At 64.8% G+C, this 20085-nt stretch carries 21 protein-coding genes (1 of these 21 only partly in view); 14 read left to right on the top strand and 7 right to left on the bottom strand.

Annotated elements, in window-relative coordinates:
* Positions 1-88 precede the first annotated feature (88 nt).
* The 3 genes from WBP07_RS25305 to WBP07_RS25295 all read left to right on the top strand — a co-directional run bounded on the left by WBP07_RS25305 (position 89) and on the right by WBP07_RS25295 (position 3903).
* Positions 89-2221 carry a marine proteobacterial sortase target protein gene (locus tag WBP07_RS25305; RefSeq protein ID WP_395397841.1) on the top strand — a complete coding sequence of 711 codons (2133 nt, stop codon included), beginning with the start codon at positions 89-91 and terminating at the stop codon, positions 2219-2221.
* Complete coding sequence (locus WBP07_RS25300; RefSeq protein ID WP_395397840.1) at positions 2218-2817, top strand: class GN sortase; 600 nt, start codon at positions 2218-2220, stop codon at positions 2815-2817. Before WBP07_RS25305 ends, WBP07_RS25300 begins: the two co-directional genes overlap by 4 nt.
* A gap of 225 nt (positions 2818-3042) precedes the next feature.
* Entirely contained in the window at positions 3043-3903 is an 861-nt protein-coding gene (locus WBP07_RS25295) for a GGDEF domain-containing protein (protein ID WP_395397839.1), read from the top strand.
* A 23-nt stretch (positions 3904-3926) separates the two neighbouring features.
* On the opposite strand, the gene WBP07_RS25290 is transcribed toward WBP07_RS25295, so the two are convergent.
* The 3 genes from WBP07_RS25290 to WBP07_RS25280 are packed head-to-tail and all read right to left on the bottom strand — an operon-like array spanning position 3927 to position 7226.
* Complete coding sequence (locus tag WBP07_RS25290) at positions 3927-4379, bottom strand: YbaN family protein (protein WP_395397838.1); 453 nt, start codon at positions 4377-4379, stop codon at positions 3927-3929.
* Positions 4363-4965, bottom strand: coding sequence for a biliverdin-producing heme oxygenase (locus tag WBP07_RS25285; protein WP_395397837.1), 603 nt, complete (start codon positions 4963-4965; stop codon positions 4363-4365). Before WBP07_RS25285 ends, WBP07_RS25290 begins: the two co-directional genes overlap by 17 nt.
* Before the next feature lie 29 nt (positions 4966-4994).
* The gene (locus WBP07_RS25280; RefSeq protein WP_395397836.1) at positions 4995-7226 is read right to left on the bottom strand and encodes a TonB-dependent hemoglobin/transferrin/lactoferrin family receptor; all 2232 of its coding nucleotides are present in this window, start codon (positions 7224-7226) and stop codon (positions 4995-4997) included.
* A gap of 199 nt (positions 7227-7425) precedes the next feature.
* Here WBP07_RS25280 and WBP07_RS25275 point away from each other — a divergent pair, with 199 nt between their 5' ends.
* From WBP07_RS25275 to WBP07_RS25225, 11 genes are all read left to right on the top strand, one after another.
* Positions 7426-8223, top strand: a complete 798-nt coding sequence (locus tag WBP07_RS25275; RefSeq protein ID WP_395397835.1) for a DUF4198 domain-containing protein — start codon at positions 7426-7428, stop codon at positions 8221-8223.
* A gap of 8 nt (positions 8224-8231) precedes the next feature.
* The gene (locus WBP07_RS25270) at positions 8232-8696 is read left to right on the top strand and encodes an EF-hand domain-containing protein (RefSeq protein WP_395397834.1); all 465 of its coding nucleotides are present in this window, start codon (positions 8232-8234) and stop codon (positions 8694-8696) included.
* 290 nt (positions 8697-8986) lie between these two features.
* Complete coding sequence (locus WBP07_RS25265; RefSeq protein ID WP_395397833.1) at positions 8987-10672, top strand: DUF6065 family protein; 1686 nt, start codon at positions 8987-8989, stop codon at positions 10670-10672.
* Between the two features lie 323 nt (positions 10673-10995).
* Positions 10996-12108 carry an FAD-dependent oxidoreductase gene (locus tag WBP07_RS25260; RefSeq protein WP_395397832.1) on the top strand — a complete coding sequence of 371 codons (1113 nt, stop codon included), beginning with the start codon at positions 10996-10998 and terminating at the stop codon, positions 12106-12108.
* Between the two features lie 28 nt (positions 12109-12136).
* Positions 12137-13039 (top strand): VOC family protein, encoded by a 903-nt coding sequence (locus WBP07_RS25255; protein WP_395397831.1) that lies wholly within the window; start codon positions 12137-12139, stop codon positions 13037-13039.
* Positions 13039-13488 (top strand): nuclear transport factor 2 family protein, encoded by a 450-nt coding sequence (locus tag WBP07_RS25250; RefSeq protein WP_395397830.1) that lies wholly within the window; start codon positions 13039-13041, stop codon positions 13486-13488. The genes WBP07_RS25255 and WBP07_RS25250 overlap by 1 nt, the downstream gene beginning before the upstream one ends.
* 15 nt (positions 13489-13503) lie before the next feature.
* Complete coding sequence (locus WBP07_RS25245; RefSeq protein WP_395397829.1) at positions 13504-14661, top strand: alpha/beta hydrolase family protein; 1158 nt, start codon at positions 13504-13506, stop codon at positions 14659-14661.
* Positions 14658-15449 (top strand): cyclase family protein, encoded by a 792-nt coding sequence (locus WBP07_RS25240; protein ID WP_395397828.1) that lies wholly within the window; start codon positions 14658-14660, stop codon positions 15447-15449. The genes WBP07_RS25245 and WBP07_RS25240 overlap by 4 nt, the downstream gene beginning before the upstream one ends.
* A 2-nt stretch (positions 15450-15451) precedes the next feature.
* The gene (locus WBP07_RS25235; protein WP_395397827.1) at positions 15452-16426 is read left to right on the top strand and encodes a fumarylacetoacetate hydrolase family protein; all 975 of its coding nucleotides are present in this window, start codon (positions 15452-15454) and stop codon (positions 16424-16426) included.
* A 33-nt stretch (positions 16427-16459) separates the two neighbouring features.
* Positions 16460-17365 (top strand): LysR family transcriptional regulator, encoded by a 906-nt coding sequence (locus tag WBP07_RS25230; protein ID WP_395397826.1) that lies wholly within the window; start codon positions 16460-16462, stop codon positions 17363-17365.
* A gap of 92 nt (positions 17366-17457) precedes the next feature.
* On the top strand, positions 17458-18027 hold the full coding sequence (locus WBP07_RS25225) for a TetR/AcrR family transcriptional regulator (RefSeq protein ID WP_395397825.1): 570 nt from the start codon (positions 17458-17460) through the stop codon (positions 18025-18027).
* 6 nt (positions 18028-18033) lie between these two features.
* On the opposite strand, the gene WBP07_RS25220 is transcribed toward WBP07_RS25225, so the two are convergent.
* The 4 genes in view from WBP07_RS25220 to WBP07_RS25205 are tightly spaced (at most 20 nt apart) and all read right to left on the bottom strand, a layout consistent with a single transcriptional unit that may run on beyond the window.
* Complete coding sequence (locus WBP07_RS25220; RefSeq protein WP_395397824.1) at positions 18034-18309, bottom strand: cytochrome C oxidase subunit IV family protein; 276 nt, start codon at positions 18307-18309, stop codon at positions 18034-18036.
* 4 nt (positions 18310-18313) lie between these two features.
* Positions 18314-18892, bottom strand: a complete 579-nt coding sequence (locus WBP07_RS25215; protein ID WP_395397823.1) for a cytochrome c oxidase subunit 3 — start codon at positions 18890-18892, stop codon at positions 18314-18316.
* 20 nt (positions 18893-18912) lie between these two features.
* Positions 18913-19698 carry a hypothetical protein gene (locus WBP07_RS25210; protein WP_395397822.1) on the bottom strand — a complete coding sequence of 262 codons (786 nt, stop codon included), beginning with the start codon at positions 19696-19698 and terminating at the stop codon, positions 18913-18915.
* Positions 19695-20085, bottom strand: partial view of a hypothetical protein gene (locus WBP07_RS25205; protein ID WP_395397821.1) — the 3' portion only. It continues 365 nt past the right edge of the window; 391 of the gene's 756 nt are visible here — the last part of the coding sequence; its start codon lies beyond the right edge, outside the window; its stop codon occupies positions 19695-19697. Before WBP07_RS25205 ends, WBP07_RS25210 begins: the two co-directional genes overlap by 4 nt.

Here is a 20085-nt window from a genome sequence, read left to right as displayed (position 1 = left end):
TGCGGCAGGAATTGGCCAAGACTGCTCGTGGCTGTGCGTGCCGGCCGGGGCATAGAGGGAGGGCTCCAGATTATCGAAGGAGCCTGACATGCCGCACTTCCTGTCTTTCCGCCGCGCCCTGATCCCCGCCGCCATGCTTGCTTTGGCGGCGCCGGTCGCGCTGGCCGTTCACACCACTGCCGCCGTTGCCGCGGACGATGCGGACGCCTCGGAGCCCAATGGCGACGATGGCCCGGCGGCCGGCACGCTGATGCTGACCGGGCAGGGCGTCGCCAAGAGCCTCCCCGCCGTGCGCCTGGGCACCGACATGGACGTGACCGTGACCGGGCAGATCGCCCGCGTGCGGGTGACGCAGGCCTTCCGCAACACTTCGGACAAGTGGATGGAGGCGCACTACCTCTATCCGCTGCCGCAGGATGGCGCGGTGGATTCGCTGAAGATGGTGGTGGGCCAGCGCGTGATCGTGGGTCATATCCAGCCGCGCGAAAAGGCGCGCGAGACCTATGAGGCCGCCAAGGCCAGCGGGCGCAAGGCCGGGCTGGTGGAACAGCAGCGCCCCAACATGTTCACGACGATGGTGGCCAATGTCGGCCCCGGCGAGACGGTGCTGATCTCGATCGAGTACCAGGCGCCGGTATCGCAGGCGAACGGTACATTCTCGCTGCGCCTGCCGCTGGTGGTCGGCCCGCGCTACACCCCGGCGCACACGCTGGATTCGAAGGCCGCTGTCGAAGACGCGAACGAAGTGACCGCCGCGCCGGTGCTCGATCCGAAGGCGGGGGCCGGGCTGAACCCCACGACGATCTCGGTCCACCTTGCTCCGGGCTTCGACGTCGCCAACCTGATCAGCCGCTACCACAAGGTCAACGTGACCGGCCCGCTCGACAACCGCACCATCAATCTGGCCGACGCCAGCGTTCCGGCGGACCGCGATTTCGTGCTCGACTGGCGCTCGGCCTCGGCCGATCCCACGCTGGGTCTCTTCGCCCAGCACACCGACAAGGGCGACTACGTCATGGCCTCGGTCACGCCGCCGGCCGATCTCTCCAACCTGCCCACGCCCCCGCGCGAGATGGTCTTCGTGATCGACAACAGCGGATCGATGGGCGGGGATTCGATGGACGAAGCCAAGGCCAGCCTGATCCACGCGCTGGGCACCTTGCGTCCGCAGGACCACTTCAACGTGATCCGCTTCGACGATACCATGACCCGCCTGTTCGAACACAGCGTTGCCGCCACGCCCGATCAGGTGGCGCTGGCCAAGCGCTTCGCCGGATCGCTGGAAGCGCAGGGCGGTACGGAGATGCTGCCAGCCCTCAAGGCCGCGCTGGAGGATGCAGGTAGCGGCGGCACACCGGATGCGCTCCGCCAGATCGTGTTCCTGACCGATGGCGAGATTTCCAACGAGCGCGAAATGATGGCCGCGATCGGCGCGGATGCCGGGCGCAGTCATGTCTTCATGGTCGGAATCGGATCGGCCCCGAACGACTACCTGATGGAGCGCATGTCCACCATCGGCGGCGGCGTCTACACCCATGTCGGCGCGCCGGGCGAAGTGGCGGCCAAGATGATGCCACTGCTGGACGTGCTGAGCCATCCGGCGGTGCGCGATCTTTCGGTCCGGGTGGAGGGCGGCTCGCTGGACCTCACGCCATCGCGCCTGCCGGATGTCTATGCCGGGCGGCCGCTGGTACTGGTGGGGCGGACCGAGCACCTCGCGGGCACGCTGACGGTCAGCGGCACGATCGGCGGCAAACACTGGGAACGGCGCGTGGACCTTGCCTCGGCCCTGCCGAGCCCGGCGATCGAGAAGCTCTGGGCACACCGGCGCATCACCGACGTCGAGGCGGACCGCGCACTGGGCAAGCTGGAGGACGATGCCGCCGACGCCGAAGTCGAGAAGATCGGCATGGAAAGCGGCATCGTCACCAGCCGCACCAGCCTTGTCGCCGTGGACGAGACGCCCTCGCGTCCCGCAGGCGCGCGGCTGACGCGGGAGGATCTGCCGATCAACCTGCCGGCCGGCTGGGACTTCGATACGCTGTTCGGGAAGGATGCCGTGCAGGCGCAGCCCGCTAGCGATCTGGCAGCGACGCAGGCCGATGCGCTTGAACTGCCGCAGACCGCCACGGGCTTTGTCGGGCTGGTCGGCAAGGGGCTGGCTATGCTGCTGGCGGGCCTTGCCGGTCTGGCCATCCTGCTGCGCCGGAGGGCGGCATGAACGCTCTGACCCGTATCCGGGAGGCCGCGCGCGGGCGCGGCCTCCTCATGCTGCTGCTCACGGCGCTGTGTCTTGCCGGAATGGCGGAGATCGGGCGCGGCCTCTATGTCCCGGCCAAGGCGATGGTGGCGCAAGTGCTGCTGGATCGGGCGTTCGAGCGCAGCCTCACCACCCGCATCCCGCAAAAGCCCTGGGCCTGGGCGGATATGACCCCGGTTGCCCGGATTTCCGCTCCCCGGCTGGGCGTGACGCGGGTCGTGCTGGACAGCGGATCGGGGCAGGCCATGGCCTTCGGCCCGACCCTGCTTCCGGGCGGCGCCGCGTTCGGAGAGCCTGGAACCGCCGTCGTCGCCGCCCACCGCGACACGCACTTCAGCTTCCTGCGCTATCTCCGCAAGGGCGACGTGATCACCGTCCAGACGCGCGATGGACTGGAACGCCGCTATCGCGTCATCGGATCGGATGTGGTCCGCTGGGACGGCTACGCCGTGCCTGAACTGGCCGCGGGCGAGCGGCTGGAGCTCGTCACCTGCTGGCCCTTTGACGCCGTCCGGCGCGGGCCCTGGCGCTATGTCCTCCATGCGGAGCGGATATAGGGACGCGCCTCCAGTGGGAGTCCCAATGCGCGCAAAGGGCTTTTCCGGAGAGTGCCATCGCGCGCAATTCCGCCTGATCGCCCACTCCGAGAGCGGTCTTGCCACTGCCGGTCATGGACGTTGCACGACTCGTCTTGCCACCGTAAATTAACCACATTGGTTTAAGCCTCATTCAGAATTGCCCTCGAATTTTTTGTCGAAATTTCAACAAAATCCGGGATGCCAATGCAGTTCTACCTCGCAACGTCATTCATCTTTCCGCGATCGTTACGGCTGAGGCTCTTTGCGCTCTGTTTCGTAGCCACGCACCTGCCGCTCATTGGCTATTGCGCCTGGGGCCTCGCCACTGGCCGGATAGCCCTCTACGAATTCGTCCTGCTGACCCTGGCGACGGTGATCGGCACCGCGCTCGCCCTGTTCGGCATCGGCGCCCTGCTCGATCCCATCCACGCCCTCGCCAAGGCGCTTCATAGCGGGGAGGAGGATGCCCCCGCGCTTCCGCAGGTCGGAGACGTGATCCAGACGCTGTATGCAGGCGTCTATCAGGCCGCCTCCGCAACCCGTGCGCAAATGCAAGACCTGAGCCTTGCCGCTCTGGAAGACCCGCTGACCGGGATCGCCAACCGGCGCGGCTTTCTGGAAAAGATCGATGGCCTATCCGCGCACGAACGTGACGGTTGCATCGCCATCGTCGATATCGACTTCTTCAAGCAAGTGAACGACAAGCTGGGGCACGATGAGGGCGACCGCGTGCTTTGCGCCTTCGCCGATCGGCTGTCTCTACAGGTCCGCCGTGCCGACATCGTTGCGCGCTGGGGCGGCGAGGAGTTCGCCGTACTTTTCCACGATTGCAACGAGGATGAGGCGGAATGGATCCTCTCCCGCATCGCCGCCCGATTCCGCGCGCAGCCGATCGGCATGGTTCAGGGGCGGCCCATCAGCTTTTCGGCGGGTCTGTGCCGTTGGGATGGCAAGGATATCGAAGAAGCTCTGCATCGCGCCGATGAAGCGCTCTACGATGCCAAGCGCACCGGCCGCGACCGCATCTGCCGGGCTTCATCGGTGAAGCCTGCAATATCCGAATAGCACTCCGCGGTGAAAGGGTGGCTCTAGGCGTTTTCGGCTTCCGCCTCTGCAGCCATCTGCCCCGGCTCCCGCCGCCGTCCCACCCAGATCGCGCAGCCCAGCAGTACGGCGGCGACCGGGATCGCGACCATCAGGCTCGGCCGTGCCAGCAGGCAGAACGAAGTGAAGCCGATGGTCATGCCGATCCAGGAAGCGATCTTGGCGTGGCGGGGGATCGCCCGCTCCGCCCGCCACGCACGCAGGCCGGGGCCAAAGCGCGGGTGGTTGAGCAGCCACGCTTCCAGCCTTGGCGATGACCGCGCAAAGCAGGGCAGCGCCAGAATCATGAAGTCGGTCGTGGGCAATAGCGGGACGAAGATCCCGATAATGCCCACGCCGACCAGCGCGAGGCCCAGCACCAGCCAGGCCATGCGCGCCGCTCGACCGCGTTTGAGCAGGTCGTCGGTAGTGTCGGTCCGCTCAGGCGAAGCGGGCATCGGCGAGCGCCCGGACGCGTTCGAAAGCGGCCTTGGCACCGGCCACGGCGCGTTCCTCTTCCTCGTCCGTCAGCTGCGCGGCATCCAGCCCGGCCACGAACGCCCGCCAGTGCGCCGCTGGGCCTTCCGGTGCCGGGGCGAGGTGGCGCGCGCCGTGGTGGTCGGAAAGGCCGATCTTGGCCGCTTCTTTGCGCAGGAGCGCCGCGCCCATGTTCGATCCTTCGGCCACATAGAGCCAGCCGAGCGCGGTCGGCACGTCGATCGGAGTGCCCGGCGCGAAAGCCGGCGCCCGGTCGGCCGCCGGCGGCTTGCCGCCCAGATCGGCAAGGTCTGCCGCGATCAGGTCCAGGCGCTGGCGTTTGGCCAGGCCCGGCAGGACATATTGCAGTGCCTCGCTATCGTAGAGTGCAGCGATGTCCCGGTGGAACAGGTACTGCATCTCCACGAAGCGCGTGTAGCCCGGCAGGCTGGAGAACGGATCTGCGGCCATGATCGCCTTGTCTAGGCGATCATGCATATCGTGCGTACCGGCGCGGAGCGATTGCACCAGCGTCGGTGCCAGCGCGTTGTCAGCAGATTGGGTCATGATCCTGGGCGGGCCTTTCAGTACGGAATTTAGAACGAGATCAGGGCGGTCGCCTTCACGGTGCGACCGGGTTGGGAATAGAACAGCTTACCGATGCTGCCGCTGTCCGGCAGGTCGAGCGCATTGTAATAGGTCTTGTCCAGCAGGTTGTAGACACCGACCTGAATGCGCAAGCCCTCCGCGAACGCAGGACGGATCCATGCGGTTGCATCGATGATGCCATAGCTGGGCGTCTTGTTGAGGTCCGACGCCGGATTTTCGACCTTGTTGCGTGCCGCAGCGACCGTGCCGGAGAGGTCCAGCCCGAAGTTCTCGTGGCTGTAGCCCACGCCCAGCACCGCGCGCAGCGGCGGGATGGAGTTCAGGTGATAGTCGTCCTCGGTATTCTTGCCGTTGGCATAGGCGACAGAGGCCCAGGTCCGCCAGTTCTTCGAGAATTCCCAGTTTCCGCTCGCCTCGATCCCGTAGATGCGCACGCGGTCGAGGTTCATGTACTTGAACACGCCCGCGGGATAGTTGTCCGGGAGGCCGGCCTCGGTGGCAGTGAAAGTCTGCGTGTCGATGAAGTTGTGGTAGTTGTTGTGGTAATAGGCCACGCGGAGCCCGCGCTTGTTGTCGCCGAAGCGGGCGCCGAATTCGTAGCCCTTGCTGGTTTCGGGCTTCAGGTCCGGATTGCCGATGCTGACATAGCTGCCGGTGCCGCCGTATGTCAGGTAAAGTTCGGTGGCGGAGGGCGCGCGGAAGGCCTGCGAATACTGGCCGTAGAGCGTGAGCTTTGTCAGCACTTGCGCCTCCACCAGCACCTTGGGAGACCAGTGGGTATCTGACGATTTTGCCGGCAGCCCGTCATAGGCGGCGTTGTCTGTATAGGTGGGCGTGTCCTGTGGAGACCGGCTGTAGTGGTCGTAGCGGATGCCCGGCGTCACGTGCAGCCACTCGGCCGCGCCGAAACCAATGCGGTCCTGGATGACAAGGCCGAGATCGGTGCTGTGGACAGTGGGCATGTCCGATTGATTCACATGATAGTAGCTGCAGGCGCGGATCGCAGCGGTGCAGTTGTCCTGCCCGGCGGCGTACTGGCTGGTGTTGGTGCGATAGGCTTCGCCCGCCACCGTCACCGCGTGCGAGATCGGGCCGGTCTGGAAGTCCGCCGTGATGTTGCCGTTCAGGCCATACATTTCCACCTGAAGGTCGCTGTCGCGAATGTACTGGCCGATCGGCGCGGTCTTGCGAGTGCCGTCGGTGTAGGTTTGCAGGTTGCTGCGCTGCCAATAGCCGACGAGATGCGCCTCGCGGATCGTGCCGCCCTCGCCCTGATAGTCGTAGCTGCCGGAGATGCGCTTGCGCTTGGTCTTCTCGTCAGTGAGGTAAGTCGAATAGGTCGAACCCACGCTGGTCAGCGTGTTCTCGTTGTAATCGCGCGAGAAAATCTCGCCGGTCAGGCCCAGCTTGTGGCCGCCGGGCAGGTACTGGTGCAGCTTTACCAGGAGATTGAGCTGGTCGTAGCTGGCCGGGTTCGGATCGGTGCGGGTGGAGCCGGTGCCGCCGGTATTGCCCTGGTTCTTGGTCTCGTTGCCGTTCTGGTAGCCGCCCTGGATCAGGAACAGCGTGTCCTTGCTGCGCACGGCCGCCGCCTGGTTGAGGAAGACGCTGTCGCTGGCGCTGTCATAGGTTACCTTGCCAAGCCCGGCCTGGGTCTTGCCGTCCACCAACAGGTCTTCCGGATCGAGCGTGCGCAACGCCAGCGTTCCGGCCAGCGCGCCCGTGCCGAAGAAGCTGGAGTCGGCGCTTCTCACCACGTCGATCGCGCTCAGCGAGTTGAAATCGAACGAGGCCACGCCGCCCTGAACGCCGCGCGCGCCATCCTCCAGCCACGGGGTGCGGATACCGTCGATCGTGGTCAGCACGCGGTTGGAATCGAGCCCGCGAATGTTGATCGAGTTGTTGTTCGGATTGAAGTTCACACCGGCATCGACACGGCGCGCATAGTCCGAAAGGCTGTCCACCATACGCTCGCGCAGGGTTTCCGCGGTGGTCGTGGTGGTCAGGACGCGCGGCTTGCCGGTGCTGCTGCGATCGGCATCGGCATCGTCGGCTTCTGCGTTCGCCTTGACCGGAAAGCTGCCCAGTCGGACGGCATCGCCCTTCGCGGCGTCGGCCGTCTGGGCCAAGGCCGGGGCGCAGGGAATCGCGAGCATCATGGCGGCAGCGGCCCAGCCGATGCTCGCCTTGCTCGTTCCTGTCAGCAGACCCTTATCCATCACATGATTCCTTTCCACGAATGCGAGGCAATAGCAATAAGAAGAGGCGGAGCGGCGCGATTGACCGTTCTCCGCCGAAAAGTGAGAGCCCCAGGCGCATCCCCGAGAGCGCCAATGCGGCCCATTTATCTTACTGCTATTGATTCGCAATAGAGTTTGTGAGACGAGCCGCGCATTCGCTTTTCAGGGGATGGATTTCATGACTCGTTTCAACCGATCCCGGCTTGCGTTGATGCTGGCCGGCTGCGCCTTTCCGATGCTTGCGGCGGCACCTGCGCTTGCGCATTCGCCTTATCTGCTGCCCAACGCCTTTACGCTGGGGCAGGCCGATCATGTGACGGTGGAGGCTGCCTTCAGCGAGCACGTATTCGTGCCCGCGATCGCCATGCCGTCGGACGCTTATCAGGTGGTCGGCCCCGATGGGCAGGCGACGGCGCTGAAGCCGGTGATGCTGCGCGATCTGGCGGTGTTGGAAGTGCCGACGCCGGCCGACGGCACGTATCGCATCAGCAGCGGCGAACGGCAGGGCCGCATCGCCAAAGCCGCGCTGATCGACGGCGAGTGGGAGTTCATCGATCCGCGCCGCCCGCTTCCCGCCGGGGTTACACCGGTCGATATGCAGAGCCTGACCAAGGCCGAGGCCTACGTCAGCCGCGGCACGCCGACGGCGGCCGCGCTGGCGCCCACCGGCAAGGGCATCGAATATCGCGCGATCACCCATCCGGCGCAGATCCGTGCCGGAAAGCCGGCCGAATTCCAGGTACTGTTCAACGGCAAGCCGCTCGCCAACGCCGATGTGGAAGTGGAGGAAGCCCGGCCGGGTGAGGTGGAGAACCGCCGCCTGCCGCTGATCACCAGCGATGCGCAGGGCCGCTTCAGCATCACCGCGCCGCAGCCGGGCCTCTATTTCGCGATGACGCGCCACCGCGTGAACGCCGCCGGCAGCGATCCGGCCCGCAGCTACACGTACGCCCTGACCTATTCCGTTAGCGAATGAGAAAACCCATGACCAAGAAGACGCTGAACAACACCGGCAAGTTTGCCCTTGCGCTTGCCGCATCGCTGGCCGTCGTCGGCACGGCCCACGCCGCTTCCCACGACCGTGCAACCTTCATCAAGGAGCAAGACCTCGACGGTGACGGCAAAGTGAGCAAGGACGAATACCAGCGCGGCCGCGACGCCGAATTCGCGCGGATGGATCGCAACCATGACGGCGTTCTCTCGCACGACGAATATGTCGGGGACTATCATGAGCGGCTGGAAAAGGAACTGGCCGCCAAGCCCGCCGCCGAACGCGAGGAAGAGCGTACGCGTCAGATGCGCCAGGCCGAAGTGCGCTTCGGCGTGCTCGACAGCGACAAGTCGGGCGGGATCACCCATGCGGAGTTCGACGCGTCGGGCTGGGCGATGTTCCTGCGCCACGACAGCAATCACGACGGCTTCGTCTCGGCCGACGATGTAGGGGAATAATTCCCCGAGGCCCGCTGCCGGCGGGACGGGGCCTTGGTCCCTGTCGGTAGCCGCCCGGGCGGCGGAATGGGGCGGAACTCTCCCCCGCCCCATTCCGCCTTGCCGGTCGCTTGCCTGGCGCTCGTCCGCGCGGCGGTTCGCGCGGGTTTTCCCCGATGTGCGGGCGCAAGTGCGATTGCTAGCCTCGGTTCCCGATCATGGAGAATCCGGCAGATGGTGCCCCTTGGCCGTTCGCATTGACAGATGACGTCCGGTGGGATCGAAATGGGCTTCGAGACGGAGGCCTGCCGGTGACGCAACGATCGGACCTTGACCTGACTTGCTACGTCTATCCCGGTTGGGAGCCGCGTCTGCGGCCGGGCGTGCCCAGGCGTACATGGATGGACGCCGCGCCGGAGCGTTTCCCGTATCGCTGCCTGCCGCTGGACATCGCCAATGCCCATGGCTGGGAAATATTGAGCCCCGTGGGTTTCGAGGCGGAATGGAATGGCGGATCGGCCGTCGATGACGTGACCGTTCGCCCGGATGCCGGCAGCCCCGTGGAGCGGGTGCCCGTGGCCCTGTTCGGGCAAGGCGTGTTGACTTTCCATGTCGAAGGTCTGTTCCGCACTCCTCCCGGCTACAATCTATGGGTCGGGGGCATTCCGAATGCCGCCAAGGACGGGATCGCCCCGCTGGGCGCCATCATCGAGACGGACTGGTCGCCCTACAGTTTCACCATGAACTGGCGGTTCACCCGTCCTCACCAGCCGATCCGGTTCGAGGAAAACGAGCCCTTTGCCTTCATCTTCCCGGTCGAGCGCGGCCTTATCGAGCGCATCCGTCCGGACGTACGGCCGATCGGGGACGATCCGGAACTTCAGGAGAGTTTCGAACACTGGAGCGCTTCGCGCGATGCCTTCCAGGCGCGCATTGCCGCCGATCCGCCCGCAAGCCCTTCGGGCAAATGGCAGAAATTCTATTACCGGGGTGTCGGCGCGCGCGGCGAGCCGGGCGTACCGGATCACCAGTCGAAACTGCGGTTGAGCGAGTTCGACGGTGCGATGCCGTACCCATCGGAGACGCGCACGCCGCCCGCGACATGCCCCGTCGCCAAGCGGCCCGAGCCGGCATCCACGCCCGGGCCCGCTCCCGCCCCCGCCCTCGGGCAGGATACGCCGGCCGAAAAGCTGGCTTGGCTGATGAGTTCGCTGGAACAGCTGCGCGGCCTGTCCCAGACCAGGATCCCGCGCCGCGAAGGCATCGGCGGTGACGAGTTCCTGCACCAGCACTATGCGGCGAACTGGCCGGCGCTGCTGGTGGGCGAACTTGCGGGCTGGCCCGCGGTGGAGCGCTGGACGCCGGACTATCTGCGCGAAAAAGTCGGGCCGCGTCCGGTGCAGATACAGGTGGATCGTAACGCCGATGCCGATTTCGAGCGGAACATGGCGGCGCACAGCACATCGATGCCGTTCGACGCATTCATCGACAGCATCGCGCAGCCGGGAGCGGGGAACGACCGCTATCTCACCGCCTATAATTCGGCAGCCAATCAGGAAGCGCTGGCCCCGCTTCAGCCGGACCTTGGCTTCATCCCCAAATTGCTGAAGTACGAAGCAGGGCATCCGTCCGGGTTCATGTGGATCGGCCCTGCGGGCACGTTTACGCCGCTCCATCATGACCTGACGAACAACCTCCTGCTGCAGATTTCGGGCCGCAAGCGCGTTCTGATGGTGCCGCCCACCGAAACGCCGCGTCTGTACAACGACCACCACGTCTACAGCCGCGTTCGTGACTTACTGGAACCGGGCATCGTTGGGAAATTTCCCGGACTGGACGGGTTGCGGGTTCATGAAGTGATACTGCAGCCCGGCGAAGCTTTGTTCATCCCCCTGGGCTGGTGGCATCAAGTAACGTCGCTGGATTTCAGCGTGACGATCACCCACACGAACTTCGTATGGCCGAACGCCTTCTACTCGGCCTACCCCTCCCGATAATGCCGGCATGGTGAGACTGGATCGATGCCGTGGGGCAATAGCCGCTTGCGTCGAGCTATCACTAATATTGATATAAAACGATCATATCAATTCACTTCCGTCATGATCGCTCCTGTGCGACCTCAAGGCATCCGGCCGGACGATGACCGGGTTGCATAATCGAGAGAGGAGCGGGCGCGGGAGTTCCAACGCGCCGCACGGAAGACAATCGCGGCTTCGGCATCCGACCTGTCGGGCACGGCCCGGCGCATGGGTTTCCATCCTCTCTGGCAGTTGATCAGGGCTTCCGCCGGGGAGCTTGCACGCGCGGAGAGATGTCTAAAATGTCGCTGAATATTCTGGTCATCGGGGGCGGCATCGGGGGCCTCTCGGCGGCGATCGCATTGGGCCGGGCCGGGCATGCGGTGACGGTGATCGAGAAAGACCCTGCGTGGTCCGTCTACGGCGTGGGCATCATCCAGCAATCGAACGTGGTGCGGGCGATGGACCAGTTGGGCGTGCTGGACGCCTTTCTGGACGCGGCCTGCGGGTTCGACGCGGTGGAGATCTATATCCCCGATGGCACCCGTGTTGCGCGGATTCCGACGCCCGCACTGGTGGAGGGTAAGCCGTCCAATGTCGGCATCGGCCGCCGCGCCTTGCAGAAAGTGCTGGGCGATAGAGCGCGCGATCTGGGCGTGGAAATCCGGCTGGGGTTGACCGTGACGACGCTCGATCAGGAGCAGAGCGGCGTCCACGTGTGCTTTTCGGATGGCAGCGATGGCGCCTACGATATCGTCGTCGGCGCGGACGGGGTCTATTCGCAGACCCGCGCGATGATCCTGCCCGATGCGGAGCAGCCCGAATTCACTGGCCAGGCGGTGTGGCGCTACAACTTCGCGCGGCCGGACGATCTGGACGCACTGCACGTCTACAACGGCCCGATCGGCGCGGGTCTGGTGCCGATTTCGGCGGACACGATGTACATGTACGTGACCACGCCGGAGCCTGACAATCCGCGCTATCCCACCCAGGGTATCGCGGCGGCCATGCGCGGCAAGCTGGCTGCCACAGCCCCGCAGATCCGCGCTTTGGCGGAAGCGATCACCGATGACGAGGGCGTGGTCTATCGCCCGCTGGAAGGCATGATGGTGCATGGGCCGTGGCACAAGGGCCGCGTGGTGCTGCTGGGCGATGCTGTCCACGCCACCACGCCGCATCTGGGGCAGGGCGCGGGCATGGCTATCGAGGATGCGATCGTGCTGGCCGAGGAACTCTCCGCTCATGCTGATCCGGAGGAGGCCTTCGAGGCCTACCGCGCCCGCCGCTACGATCGGTGCCGCTACATCGTGGAGGCATCGCTGGCGATCTGCCACGGCCAGATCGGCAAGGGCCCGCCGGTCGACAATCACAAGGCCACTGCCGAGATGTTCGCCGTGGTCAGCCAGCCGATCTGAAGTTTCGTGAATTCAAGGACGTAATGCAATGAGCCGAGTAACCGAAATCCGCTACGTCGGATATGGTGTCGAGAACTTCGACGCCGAACGCAAGTTCTACACCGAGGACTGGGGGCTGGTGGAAGTCGACGCAAACGACGACTTCGCCTGGTTCAAGACCCACGGGCATGACGAGCACCACGTCGTGCGCCTCCACAAGTCGGACGCCAACCACGTCGAGGTAATCGCCTTCGCCGCCGATAGCCGCGCGGATGTGGACGCGCTGCATGACAAGGTGCTCGCGGCCGGCTGCAAGGTAATCTTCGCCCCGCGCGAACTCGATGCGCCGGGCGGCGGCTATGCCTTCCGCTTCTTCTCGCCCGACGGGCTGCCGTTCGAGATTTCGGCGGGGGTCGAGACGCTGGACAAGCGGGCGATGGAGCGCTGGGAAGGCGTGCCCGTAAAGATCAGCCACATTGTGATGCACTCGCCCGACCACCCGGCGCTGGTGGCCTTCTTCACCGATGTGCTGGGCTTCAAGATCAGCGACTGGCTGGGCGACTTCATGTGCTTCCTGCGCTGTAACGAGGCGCATCACCGCGTCGCCATCCTGCCCGGGCCGCCGTGCCTGAACCACGTCGCCTATGACATGCTCTCGGTGGACGACATGATGCGGGGTGTGCATCGCCTGAAGCAGCGCGGCACGGACTTGCGCTGGGGTCCGGGGCGCCACACGGCGGGCAACAACACTTTCAGCTACTTCACGACGCCGGCGGGCTTCGCGGTCGAGTACACCTCGGAGCTGGAAGAGGTCGATTTCGAGACGCACCAGCACAAGGTTCATATTCCCGGTCCGCAGGTCATGGACCAGTGGGGTATCGGCGTCGGCGGCCCGCAGACGATGCCGCATCCCGCACCCGATGCGCGCCTGTTCCAGCCGGCGGACGCCTGATGAAGCGGGGCCTGTCGGCCGCAGCGCTTGCCGCTTGCGCTCTCGCGCTGGTTTCGGCGCGCACGCCGGAAACGCTGACGGCGCGCAACCGCGCGGTCGTGACCGACTTCGCCCGGCTCTTCTATACCCAGCGCAAGGTGCGCGCGGCCTTCGAGCGCTACGTCGCGGCGGACTATATCCAGCATAATCCTGGCATTCTTGACGGGCGGGAGGCGGCGATCGCCATGCTGGAGCCGAAGTTCTCCGCGCCGGGCGCCTCGTTCGACGTGAAGCGCATCCTCGTCGATGGCGACATGGCGATGATCCACCTTCGCGGCCGTCCCTCTCCGGACAATCCGGGCGGGGCGGTGGCCGACATCTACCGCCTGAAGGACGGCAAGATCGTCGAGCACTGGGATGTGCTCCAGCCGATCCAGACGCAGACCGTCAATCCGCACCCCTATTTCTGATTACAGGAGCCCCCTTTGGCCCTCTTCGAATACTTTCCGAACTACATCTGGAACCTCTCGGTATCGATCGCGATGGAATCGGGCGCGCAGCTCGGTGAGATCATCGACATGTGCCAGCCGATCCGTGACGCGGCCGCGAACGGCGCCGATGCCGGCACGCCGCAGTTCATGAAGGCCTGGGCGGCGATGGGCGACAAGCTGCTGGAACTTGCCGCCGAGGATGAGGCGAAGGGCCGCAAGTTCTCGGCCTCGAACAAGCTGGAGCGCGCCTCGCTCTATCTTATCACTGCCGAGCGGATGCAGGGCCACGGCCATCCCGGACGCAAGGAAACCTATGCCCGGGCGCGTGATGCTTTCGACCGATCGACCGCGCTGGGCAAGCTGAACCGCGAACGCGTGGAAATCCCGCTGGAAAACGGCACGATGCCAGCGTTGTTCACCCGCGCGCCGGGAGAAGGGCGCAAGCCGGTGGTGGTGTTCTGCAACGGCCTCGATAGCTGCAAGGAGCTGCTCTACTGGACGCGCCTGCCCCATGAACTCGCGCGTCGGGGCATCTCCACGCTCTGCGTTGACCAGCCCGGATCGGGTGAGGCGCTGCGCCTGCAGGACCTGCCCGTCGATCCGCATTCGGAAAGCTGGGCAAGCAAGGCAGTGGATTGGCTGGAGCAGCAGGCGGACGTCGATCCGGCGCGCATCGGCATGACCGGCATCTCGCTTGGCGGCCATTTCGCGCCGCGCGCAGTGGCGTATGAGCCGCGCTTCGCCTCGGGCGCGGTCTGGGGCGCCAACCACAACTGGCGCGAAGTGCAGGACAAGCGCATGGCGCGCGAGGGCGAGAATCCGGTGCCGCACTACTGGGCGCACGTTCACTGGGCCTTTGGAGCCGAGGATCAGGAGGACTTCCTCGCGAAGTCCGAAGCGATGAACCTCAACGGCCACATGGATCGCGTCAAGGTGCCGTTCCTCGTCACCCACGGCGCCAAGGACCGCCAGATCAGCGTGGATTACGCCGACGATCTCTACGACCAGCTCGTCAACTCGCCCCGCCGCGAAAAGGTGATCTTCACGGACCGCGAAGGCGGCGTCGAGCACGTCGGCGCGGATAACATGGCCTATGGCCGCGATCTGATTTCAGACTGGTTCGCCGAGACGCTCGGAGGAGAAACCGCATGACACGCCGCTTTGTCGACCTCTCGATCTCGCTCTGCAACGACGTGGTCAGCGATCCGCCGTTCCTGAAGCCTGAGATCACGTACCAGACCCACATGGACACCGCGCCGGAGCTGGACATGTTCTTCCCCGGCGTCACCGCCGAGGACACGCCCGACGGTGCCGGTTTTGCCGCGTCCGAATGGGTGAAGCTGACCACCCACAGCGGCACGCACCTCGACGCGCCCTATCACTTCCACCCGACCATGAACGGCAAGGATGGAGAGCCCGAGCGTTCGATCACCATCGACGAAGTGCCGCTGGAATGGTGTTTCCAGTCCGGCGTGAAGCTGGACTTCCGCCACTTCCCCGATGGCTACGTCGTCACGGCGAAGGACGTTGAAGAGGAACTCGCCCGCATCGGCCATGACCTCAAGCCGCTCGACATCGTCCTCGTCAACACCGCTGCCGGCAAGGCGTTGGGGGAACCCAACTACGTCAATCGCGGCTGCGGCATGGGTTACGAGGCTACGATGTACCTAACCGAACGCGGCGTGCGCGTGACCGGCACCGACGCCTGGTCGTGGGACGCGCCGTTCAGCTATACGGCCGAAAAGGTGAAGGAAACCGGCGATACCTCGCTGATCTGGGAGGGCCACAAGGCGGGGCGCGACATCGGCTATTGCCACCTCGAAAAGCTGCACAACCTGGAAGTGCTGCCCGGTCACGGCTTCACCGTCTCGTGCTTTCCGCACAAGATCAAGGGCGCCTCGGCCGGTTGGACCCGCGCGGTCGCGATCTTCGAGGACTGAGCATGCGCCTTGCCACGTTGGAAAATGGCCGCCCGGACGGCGAGCTGGTCGTCGTCTCGCGCGACGGCGCGCGCTATCTCGCCGCGCCGGGCCTCAATCTGCTGGCGGCCATCGAGCGCTGGGATGTGGCGGAGCCGGACTTGCGCCGACTGACGGAAGTGCTGGAAGCGGGCGGCGGCGGCAATCTCGATCCCGCCCGGTTGCGCGCGCCTTTGCCGCGTTCGTGGCAGTGGCTGGATGGATCCGCCTTCGGCACCCATGGCGAACTGATGCAGATCGCCTTTAACCTGCCCCCGGTCGAAAGCGATCGCCCGCTGATGTACCAGGGCATGTCGGACCGTTTCTACGGCCCCAACGATCCGGTGCCTTTCGGCGATCCCGCGCATGGCATCGATTTTGAGGGCGAGTTCGGAGTGATCGTCGATCACGTACCGATGGGCACACGGGCGGAGGACGCGCTGCGGCACGTCAAGCTGATCGTCCAGATCAACGACTGGTCTCTGCGCGCCATCGCTCCTGTCGAGATGAAGACCGGGTTCGGCTGGGTGCAGGCCAAGCCGCCCTGTTCGATGGCGCCCTTCGCGGTCACGCCCGACGCGCTGGGGGACAATTGGCGCGACGGGCGGCTCCACATGGAGCTTGCCGTCGAATGGAACGGCGCGCGGTTCGGCGCGGCGAGTGCGGCCTCCATGGACTTCGGCTTTCACGAGTTGATCGCCCATGCCGCGCTGACCCGCGATCTGGTGGCCGGAACCGTGATCGGATCGGGCACGGTCTCCAACCCGAACTATACCGAAGTCGGCTCCAGCTGCATTTCGGAGGTCCGCGCGATCGAGATCATTCGCGACGGCAAACCCAGCACCCCATTCATGGCCTTCGGCGACAGCATCCGGATGGAAGGCCGCACGGCCGACGGCACTGCGCCGTTCGGTGCCATTGAACAGCAGGTCGTTTGCAAACAGCCGGAGCCCGCCTAACGTCGCCTATTCACGCGGACGGAAGGCTGACTGGTGCGTTACAAGGGTCTCGATCTCAACCTGCTGCATGCGCTGGACGTGCTGCTCGAACTGCGCAACGTCAGCCGCGCCGCAGATCGTCTGGGCCTGAGCCAGTCGGCGGTCAGTGCGGCGCTGGCCCGGCTGCGGCAGTATTTCGGGGACGAACTGCTGGTGCTGGACGGCCGGCGCATGCATGCGACGCCGTTTGCGGAGCAGATGACCGAACCGCTTCGCGTCTACCTGAGTGCGACGGATTCGCTCCTGGCCTCCACCCGGCCGTTCGATCCGGCCGCGACCCCGCGCACATTTCGCATCATCGCATCGGACTATGTGGTGGCCGCCGTACTGGTCCGCGTGGCGGAGCGGCTGGCGCACGAGGCGCCCTTGCTGCGGTTCGAGTTCATTTCGCCCGACGAAGGTTCGCTGGAACGGCTGAAGCACGGCACCGTCGATCTGATGATCAGCCCGCGCGACTACTTGTTGACCACGCACCCGACCGAGGAACTGTACGAGGAGCGCATCGTCGTTGCCGGTTGGGACCAGAACCCGATCTTCGCGCGCGGCATGACGGAGGAGGATTTCTTCGCCGCCGGCCATGTCGCGGTCGCCATCGGCACCCATCGCGAAACCACTTTCGCCGACAAGTACATGCGATCGCTGGAGCGGGAGCGGCGGATCGAGGCGGTGGTGTCCTCCTTCACCCTGGTGCCCTGGATGCTGCGCGGCACTATGCGGCTGGCCTTGATGCATGAGCGGCTGGCCGAAGTGCTCAGCCATGCATTGCCGATTGCCTATACGGCAGTGCCATTCGCGTTTCCGACGATGTGGGAAGTGGCCCAGTATCACCGCACCCGGTCTACCGACAGCGGCCTTCGCTACCTGATCGATCAAGTGCGGCGCACTGCGGCTGAGGCATGACCGGCGCCATTATGAAACACCGCATGCCTTATGGATGATGCGATGCATATGTGTTAGATCGCAGCCCGTTGTATCGTACAGGGAGGGCAGCGATGGCGGCACCGGCCAGTGAAGCGACGATGGACCGTCGGATGCGCAAGACGCGCCGTGCGATCCGTGAAGCCTTGCAGACATTGTTGCAGAACGGCGCGATCGAACAGATCACGATCAAGGACATCGCCGCCGAAGCCGACATCGGCTACACCACGTTTTTCCGCCATTTCCCCTCCAAGGAAGCGGCGTTGGCGGATCTTGCCGATACCGAGGCGGCGGAGCTTATCGACTTCAGCTTTCCGCTCCTGTCCTCGCAAGACAGTCGCGCGTCGTGCATCGCGCTGTGCCGCCATGTCGACGAAAAGCGCCGGGTCTGGTCCGCCTTGCTCACCAGCGGCGCCGCCGGGATCGTTCGCGATGCACTCGCTGCGCATACGCTGGAACGCGCGGGTGACTGGCCCGCCGCGCGCGCCTGGCTGCCCGAAGGGGCGGGCACGACGCTGGTGATCGGCCTGACGGTGGAAGTGCTCACCTGGTGGCTGTCCAGCGCGCGCCAGCTTTCGGCGGAACAAGTGGGAGAGATCATGGATCGCCTGTTCGTCGCCCAGCTTATCGCCCAGTCGGACTGATCCGCGTCAGATCAGATAGGCGGCGGCCATCATGGCCGCGAAGCTGATCAGCCATGAATCGGTGATCCAGCGCAGACGGGCGGAAGCGTGCCGAACGTCCATGAATTCGCGCAGGATCACGCGCACTTTGATCAGGGCGATCGCCATGACACCGAACGCAACCGCCGCGTCGGGTTTCAACGGTCCTTTCCCATGATGCGCGCCGATCCACCAGGCGAGCAGGGTGATCGCGGTCAGTACAAACCAGCAGAGGAGCAATCTGTTCGGCAGGGACAGTGGCATGCGATCACCTCATGACATAGATCAGCGCGAAGATGATGACCCACAGGAAGTCGACCATGTGCCAGAAGGTGGCACCGGTCTCGATGATCTCCTGCGATCGGCGGGCGGGGCTCCTGATCTGGTGGATCACCACGCCCAGCGCGATGAAGCCGACCAGGACGTGCAGCAAGTGCATCGCCGTCAGGAAATAGTAGAATGAGAAGAAGGCATCGGTGGTGAAGGTGAAGCCCTTGCCGATTTCGACGCTCCACTCATAGAGCTTGAGCATTGTGAACAGGAGGCCGCCGGCAACCGTCAACCAGGCGTTCCGCAGCGCGGCGGCATAGTCGCCATTGCGCGCCCTGTCCACGCAACGCGCGATCGCCCAGGAACTGGTCAGCAGAATGACTGTGTTCAACACGCCAAGCGCAAGATCGAGGTGGGCCTGCGATTGCAGGAACGCCTCCGGGCTGCGGCGATAGAAGAATGTGTAGACCACGAAATAGGCCGAGAATGTAAGCGCCTCGATCATCACGAGCACCCACATGTCCGGCTGCCCCGGTGTTCTTGTGGCCGATCCGGCGGAGATGGCTGGCTGCGTCATGGTGCGTCTCGCAAATGGGATCAGGGACGGTTCGGCAGGTAGTCGCGCGCGGGCTCTTCCTGCTCGATCAGCTTTTTCAGGTATGTGATGAACACACCGGTGTAGATGCCGAAGACCACCATGTTGATGTAGAAGGCGATGCTGCCGTCCCACGCGAAAGGGCCGCTCTTCACGATGCAGCAGGTGGCGACCACGAATTCGGTCAGCGCGTTGCAGATGTTGAAGTAGCCGAACCATTTGGGCAGCACGCCGTTCCGATCGAGCAGGATGGCCACGGCCCAGACGACTGAGCCGACCAGGAAGATCCCCATCGTTCCGCTGAATGACAGGAAACCCATATCGTAAAGCAGGCCCAGCAATCGCGGATCGCGATCGGGCCGCATGGCGCCGACGACAAGGGCGATGCACGTCAGCAGCATTCCGGGTACCGCCGCCAGCGAATAGAGCAGGAGGTAGGCATAGGCGAAAACCGGGCTCACCGACATGCGCCGGATCGAATAGGTGATCAGCGCGGTCGATGCGGTGGCGAAGGCGCCCATCATGAAGATCACGCAGAAGCCGGCGAGCAGGCCGTCATGCTTGTCCGCAAACCATTGGGCGATCTGGGGCAGGCTCCACCATGCCTTCGGCGGTGGCTGCGTGCGGGTCACCACGAAGAACACGATGCCGAAGATGTTGTAGAAAACGACGATCGTGTACCAGGCGAGCCAGAGTTCCAGCTTGGAGTTGTGTCGCCAATTCCAGGCGATCTTTCCGATGAGGGAAGGTGCAGGCTGCACGCCCGCTTCTGCGGCGAGGGTGCTCATGCGCACGCTTCCTGTCGTTGATCCCGGATCGCCTGGGCCACCACCACGCCCATGACTACGATCCAAAGAGCGATGGCGCCGTTCTTCACCCAGAACGAGAGCAGTCCATCCCATGCAAGCGGCCCGTGCGTGGCCAGGGGCGCGAAGGCCGCCGGTATCATCCCGGTGGCCACGATCAGGTTGAAGTGGGCAACCCAGCGCGGAAGGATCGGGCGGGGTTGACGGTCAAGATAGATGGCCAGCGCCAGGAACACGCTCTGCGCGATCAGGAAGCCGACCTGGCTGGTGAAGGTCACCCAGGCCATGTCGTTGAACAACTGGATCAGCGCGGGATCGCGTTCGGGACGGAAGGCGGCGATCAGCCAGAACAGGTCGGCAATGCAGAAC

The sequence above is a fragment of the Novosphingobium oxfordense genome, from assembly GCF_044029435.1.
Lineage (GTDB): Bacteria > Pseudomonadota > Alphaproteobacteria > Sphingomonadales > Sphingomonadaceae > Novosphingobium.
Note: the sequence above shows the minus strand (reverse complement) of the source record. Positions and strands in the feature narration are given on the sequence as shown.

Bases quoted from the DNA above. Each gene is read 5' to 3' on its own strand.
- WBP07_RS25305 (WP_395397841.1), top strand. From the start codon at position 89: ATGCCGCACTTCCTGTCTTTCCGCCGCGCCCTGATCCCCGCCGCCATG.
- WBP07_RS25300 (WP_395397840.1), top strand. From the start codon at position 2,218: ATGAACGCTCTGACCCGTATCCGGGAGGCCGCGCGCGGGCGCGGCCTC.
- WBP07_RS25295 (WP_395397839.1), top strand. From the start codon at position 3,043: ATGCAGTTCTACCTCGCAACGTCATTCATCTTTCCGCGATCGTTACGG.
- WBP07_RS25290 (WP_395397838.1), bottom strand. From the start codon at position 4,379: ATGCCCGCTTCGCCTGAGCGGACCGACACTACCGACGACCTGCTCAAA.
- WBP07_RS25285 (WP_395397837.1), bottom strand. From the start codon at position 4,965: ATGACCCAATCTGCTGACAACGCGCTGGCACCGACGCTGGTGCAATCG.
- WBP07_RS25280 (WP_395397836.1), bottom strand. From the start codon at position 7,226: ATGGATAAGGGTCTGCTGACAGGAACGAGCAAGGCGAGCATCGGCTGG.
- WBP07_RS25275 (WP_395397835.1), top strand. From the start codon at position 7,426: ATGACTCGTTTCAACCGATCCCGGCTTGCGTTGATGCTGGCCGGCTGC.
- WBP07_RS25270 (WP_395397834.1), top strand. From the start codon at position 8,232: ATGACCAAGAAGACGCTGAACAACACCGGCAAGTTTGCCCTTGCGCTT.
- WBP07_RS25260 (WP_395397832.1), top strand. From the start codon at position 10,996: ATGTCGCTGAATATTCTGGTCATCGGGGGCGGCATCGGGGGCCTCTCG.
- WBP07_RS25255 (WP_395397831.1), top strand. From the start codon at position 12,137: ATGAGCCGAGTAACCGAAATCCGCTACGTCGGATATGGTGTCGAGAAC.
- WBP07_RS25250 (WP_395397830.1), top strand. From the start codon at position 13,039: ATGAAGCGGGGCCTGTCGGCCGCAGCGCTTGCCGCTTGCGCTCTCGCG.
- WBP07_RS25240 (WP_395397828.1), top strand. From the start codon at position 14,658: ATGACACGCCGCTTTGTCGACCTCTCGATCTCGCTCTGCAACGACGTG.
- WBP07_RS25235 (WP_395397827.1), top strand. From the start codon at position 15,452: ATGCGCCTTGCCACGTTGGAAAATGGCCGCCCGGACGGCGAGCTGGTC.
- WBP07_RS25225 (WP_395397825.1), top strand. From the start codon at position 17,458: ATGGCGGCACCGGCCAGTGAAGCGACGATGGACCGTCGGATGCGCAAG.
- WBP07_RS25220 (WP_395397824.1), bottom strand. From the start codon at position 18,309: ATGCCACTGTCCCTGCCGAACAGATTGCTCCTCTGCTGGTTTGTACTG.
- WBP07_RS25215 (WP_395397823.1), bottom strand. From the start codon at position 18,892: ATGACGCAGCCAGCCATCTCCGCCGGATCGGCCACAAGAACACCGGGG.
- WBP07_RS25210 (WP_395397822.1), bottom strand. From the start codon at position 19,698: ATGAGCACCCTCGCCGCAGAAGCGGGCGTGCAGCCTGCACCTTCCCTC.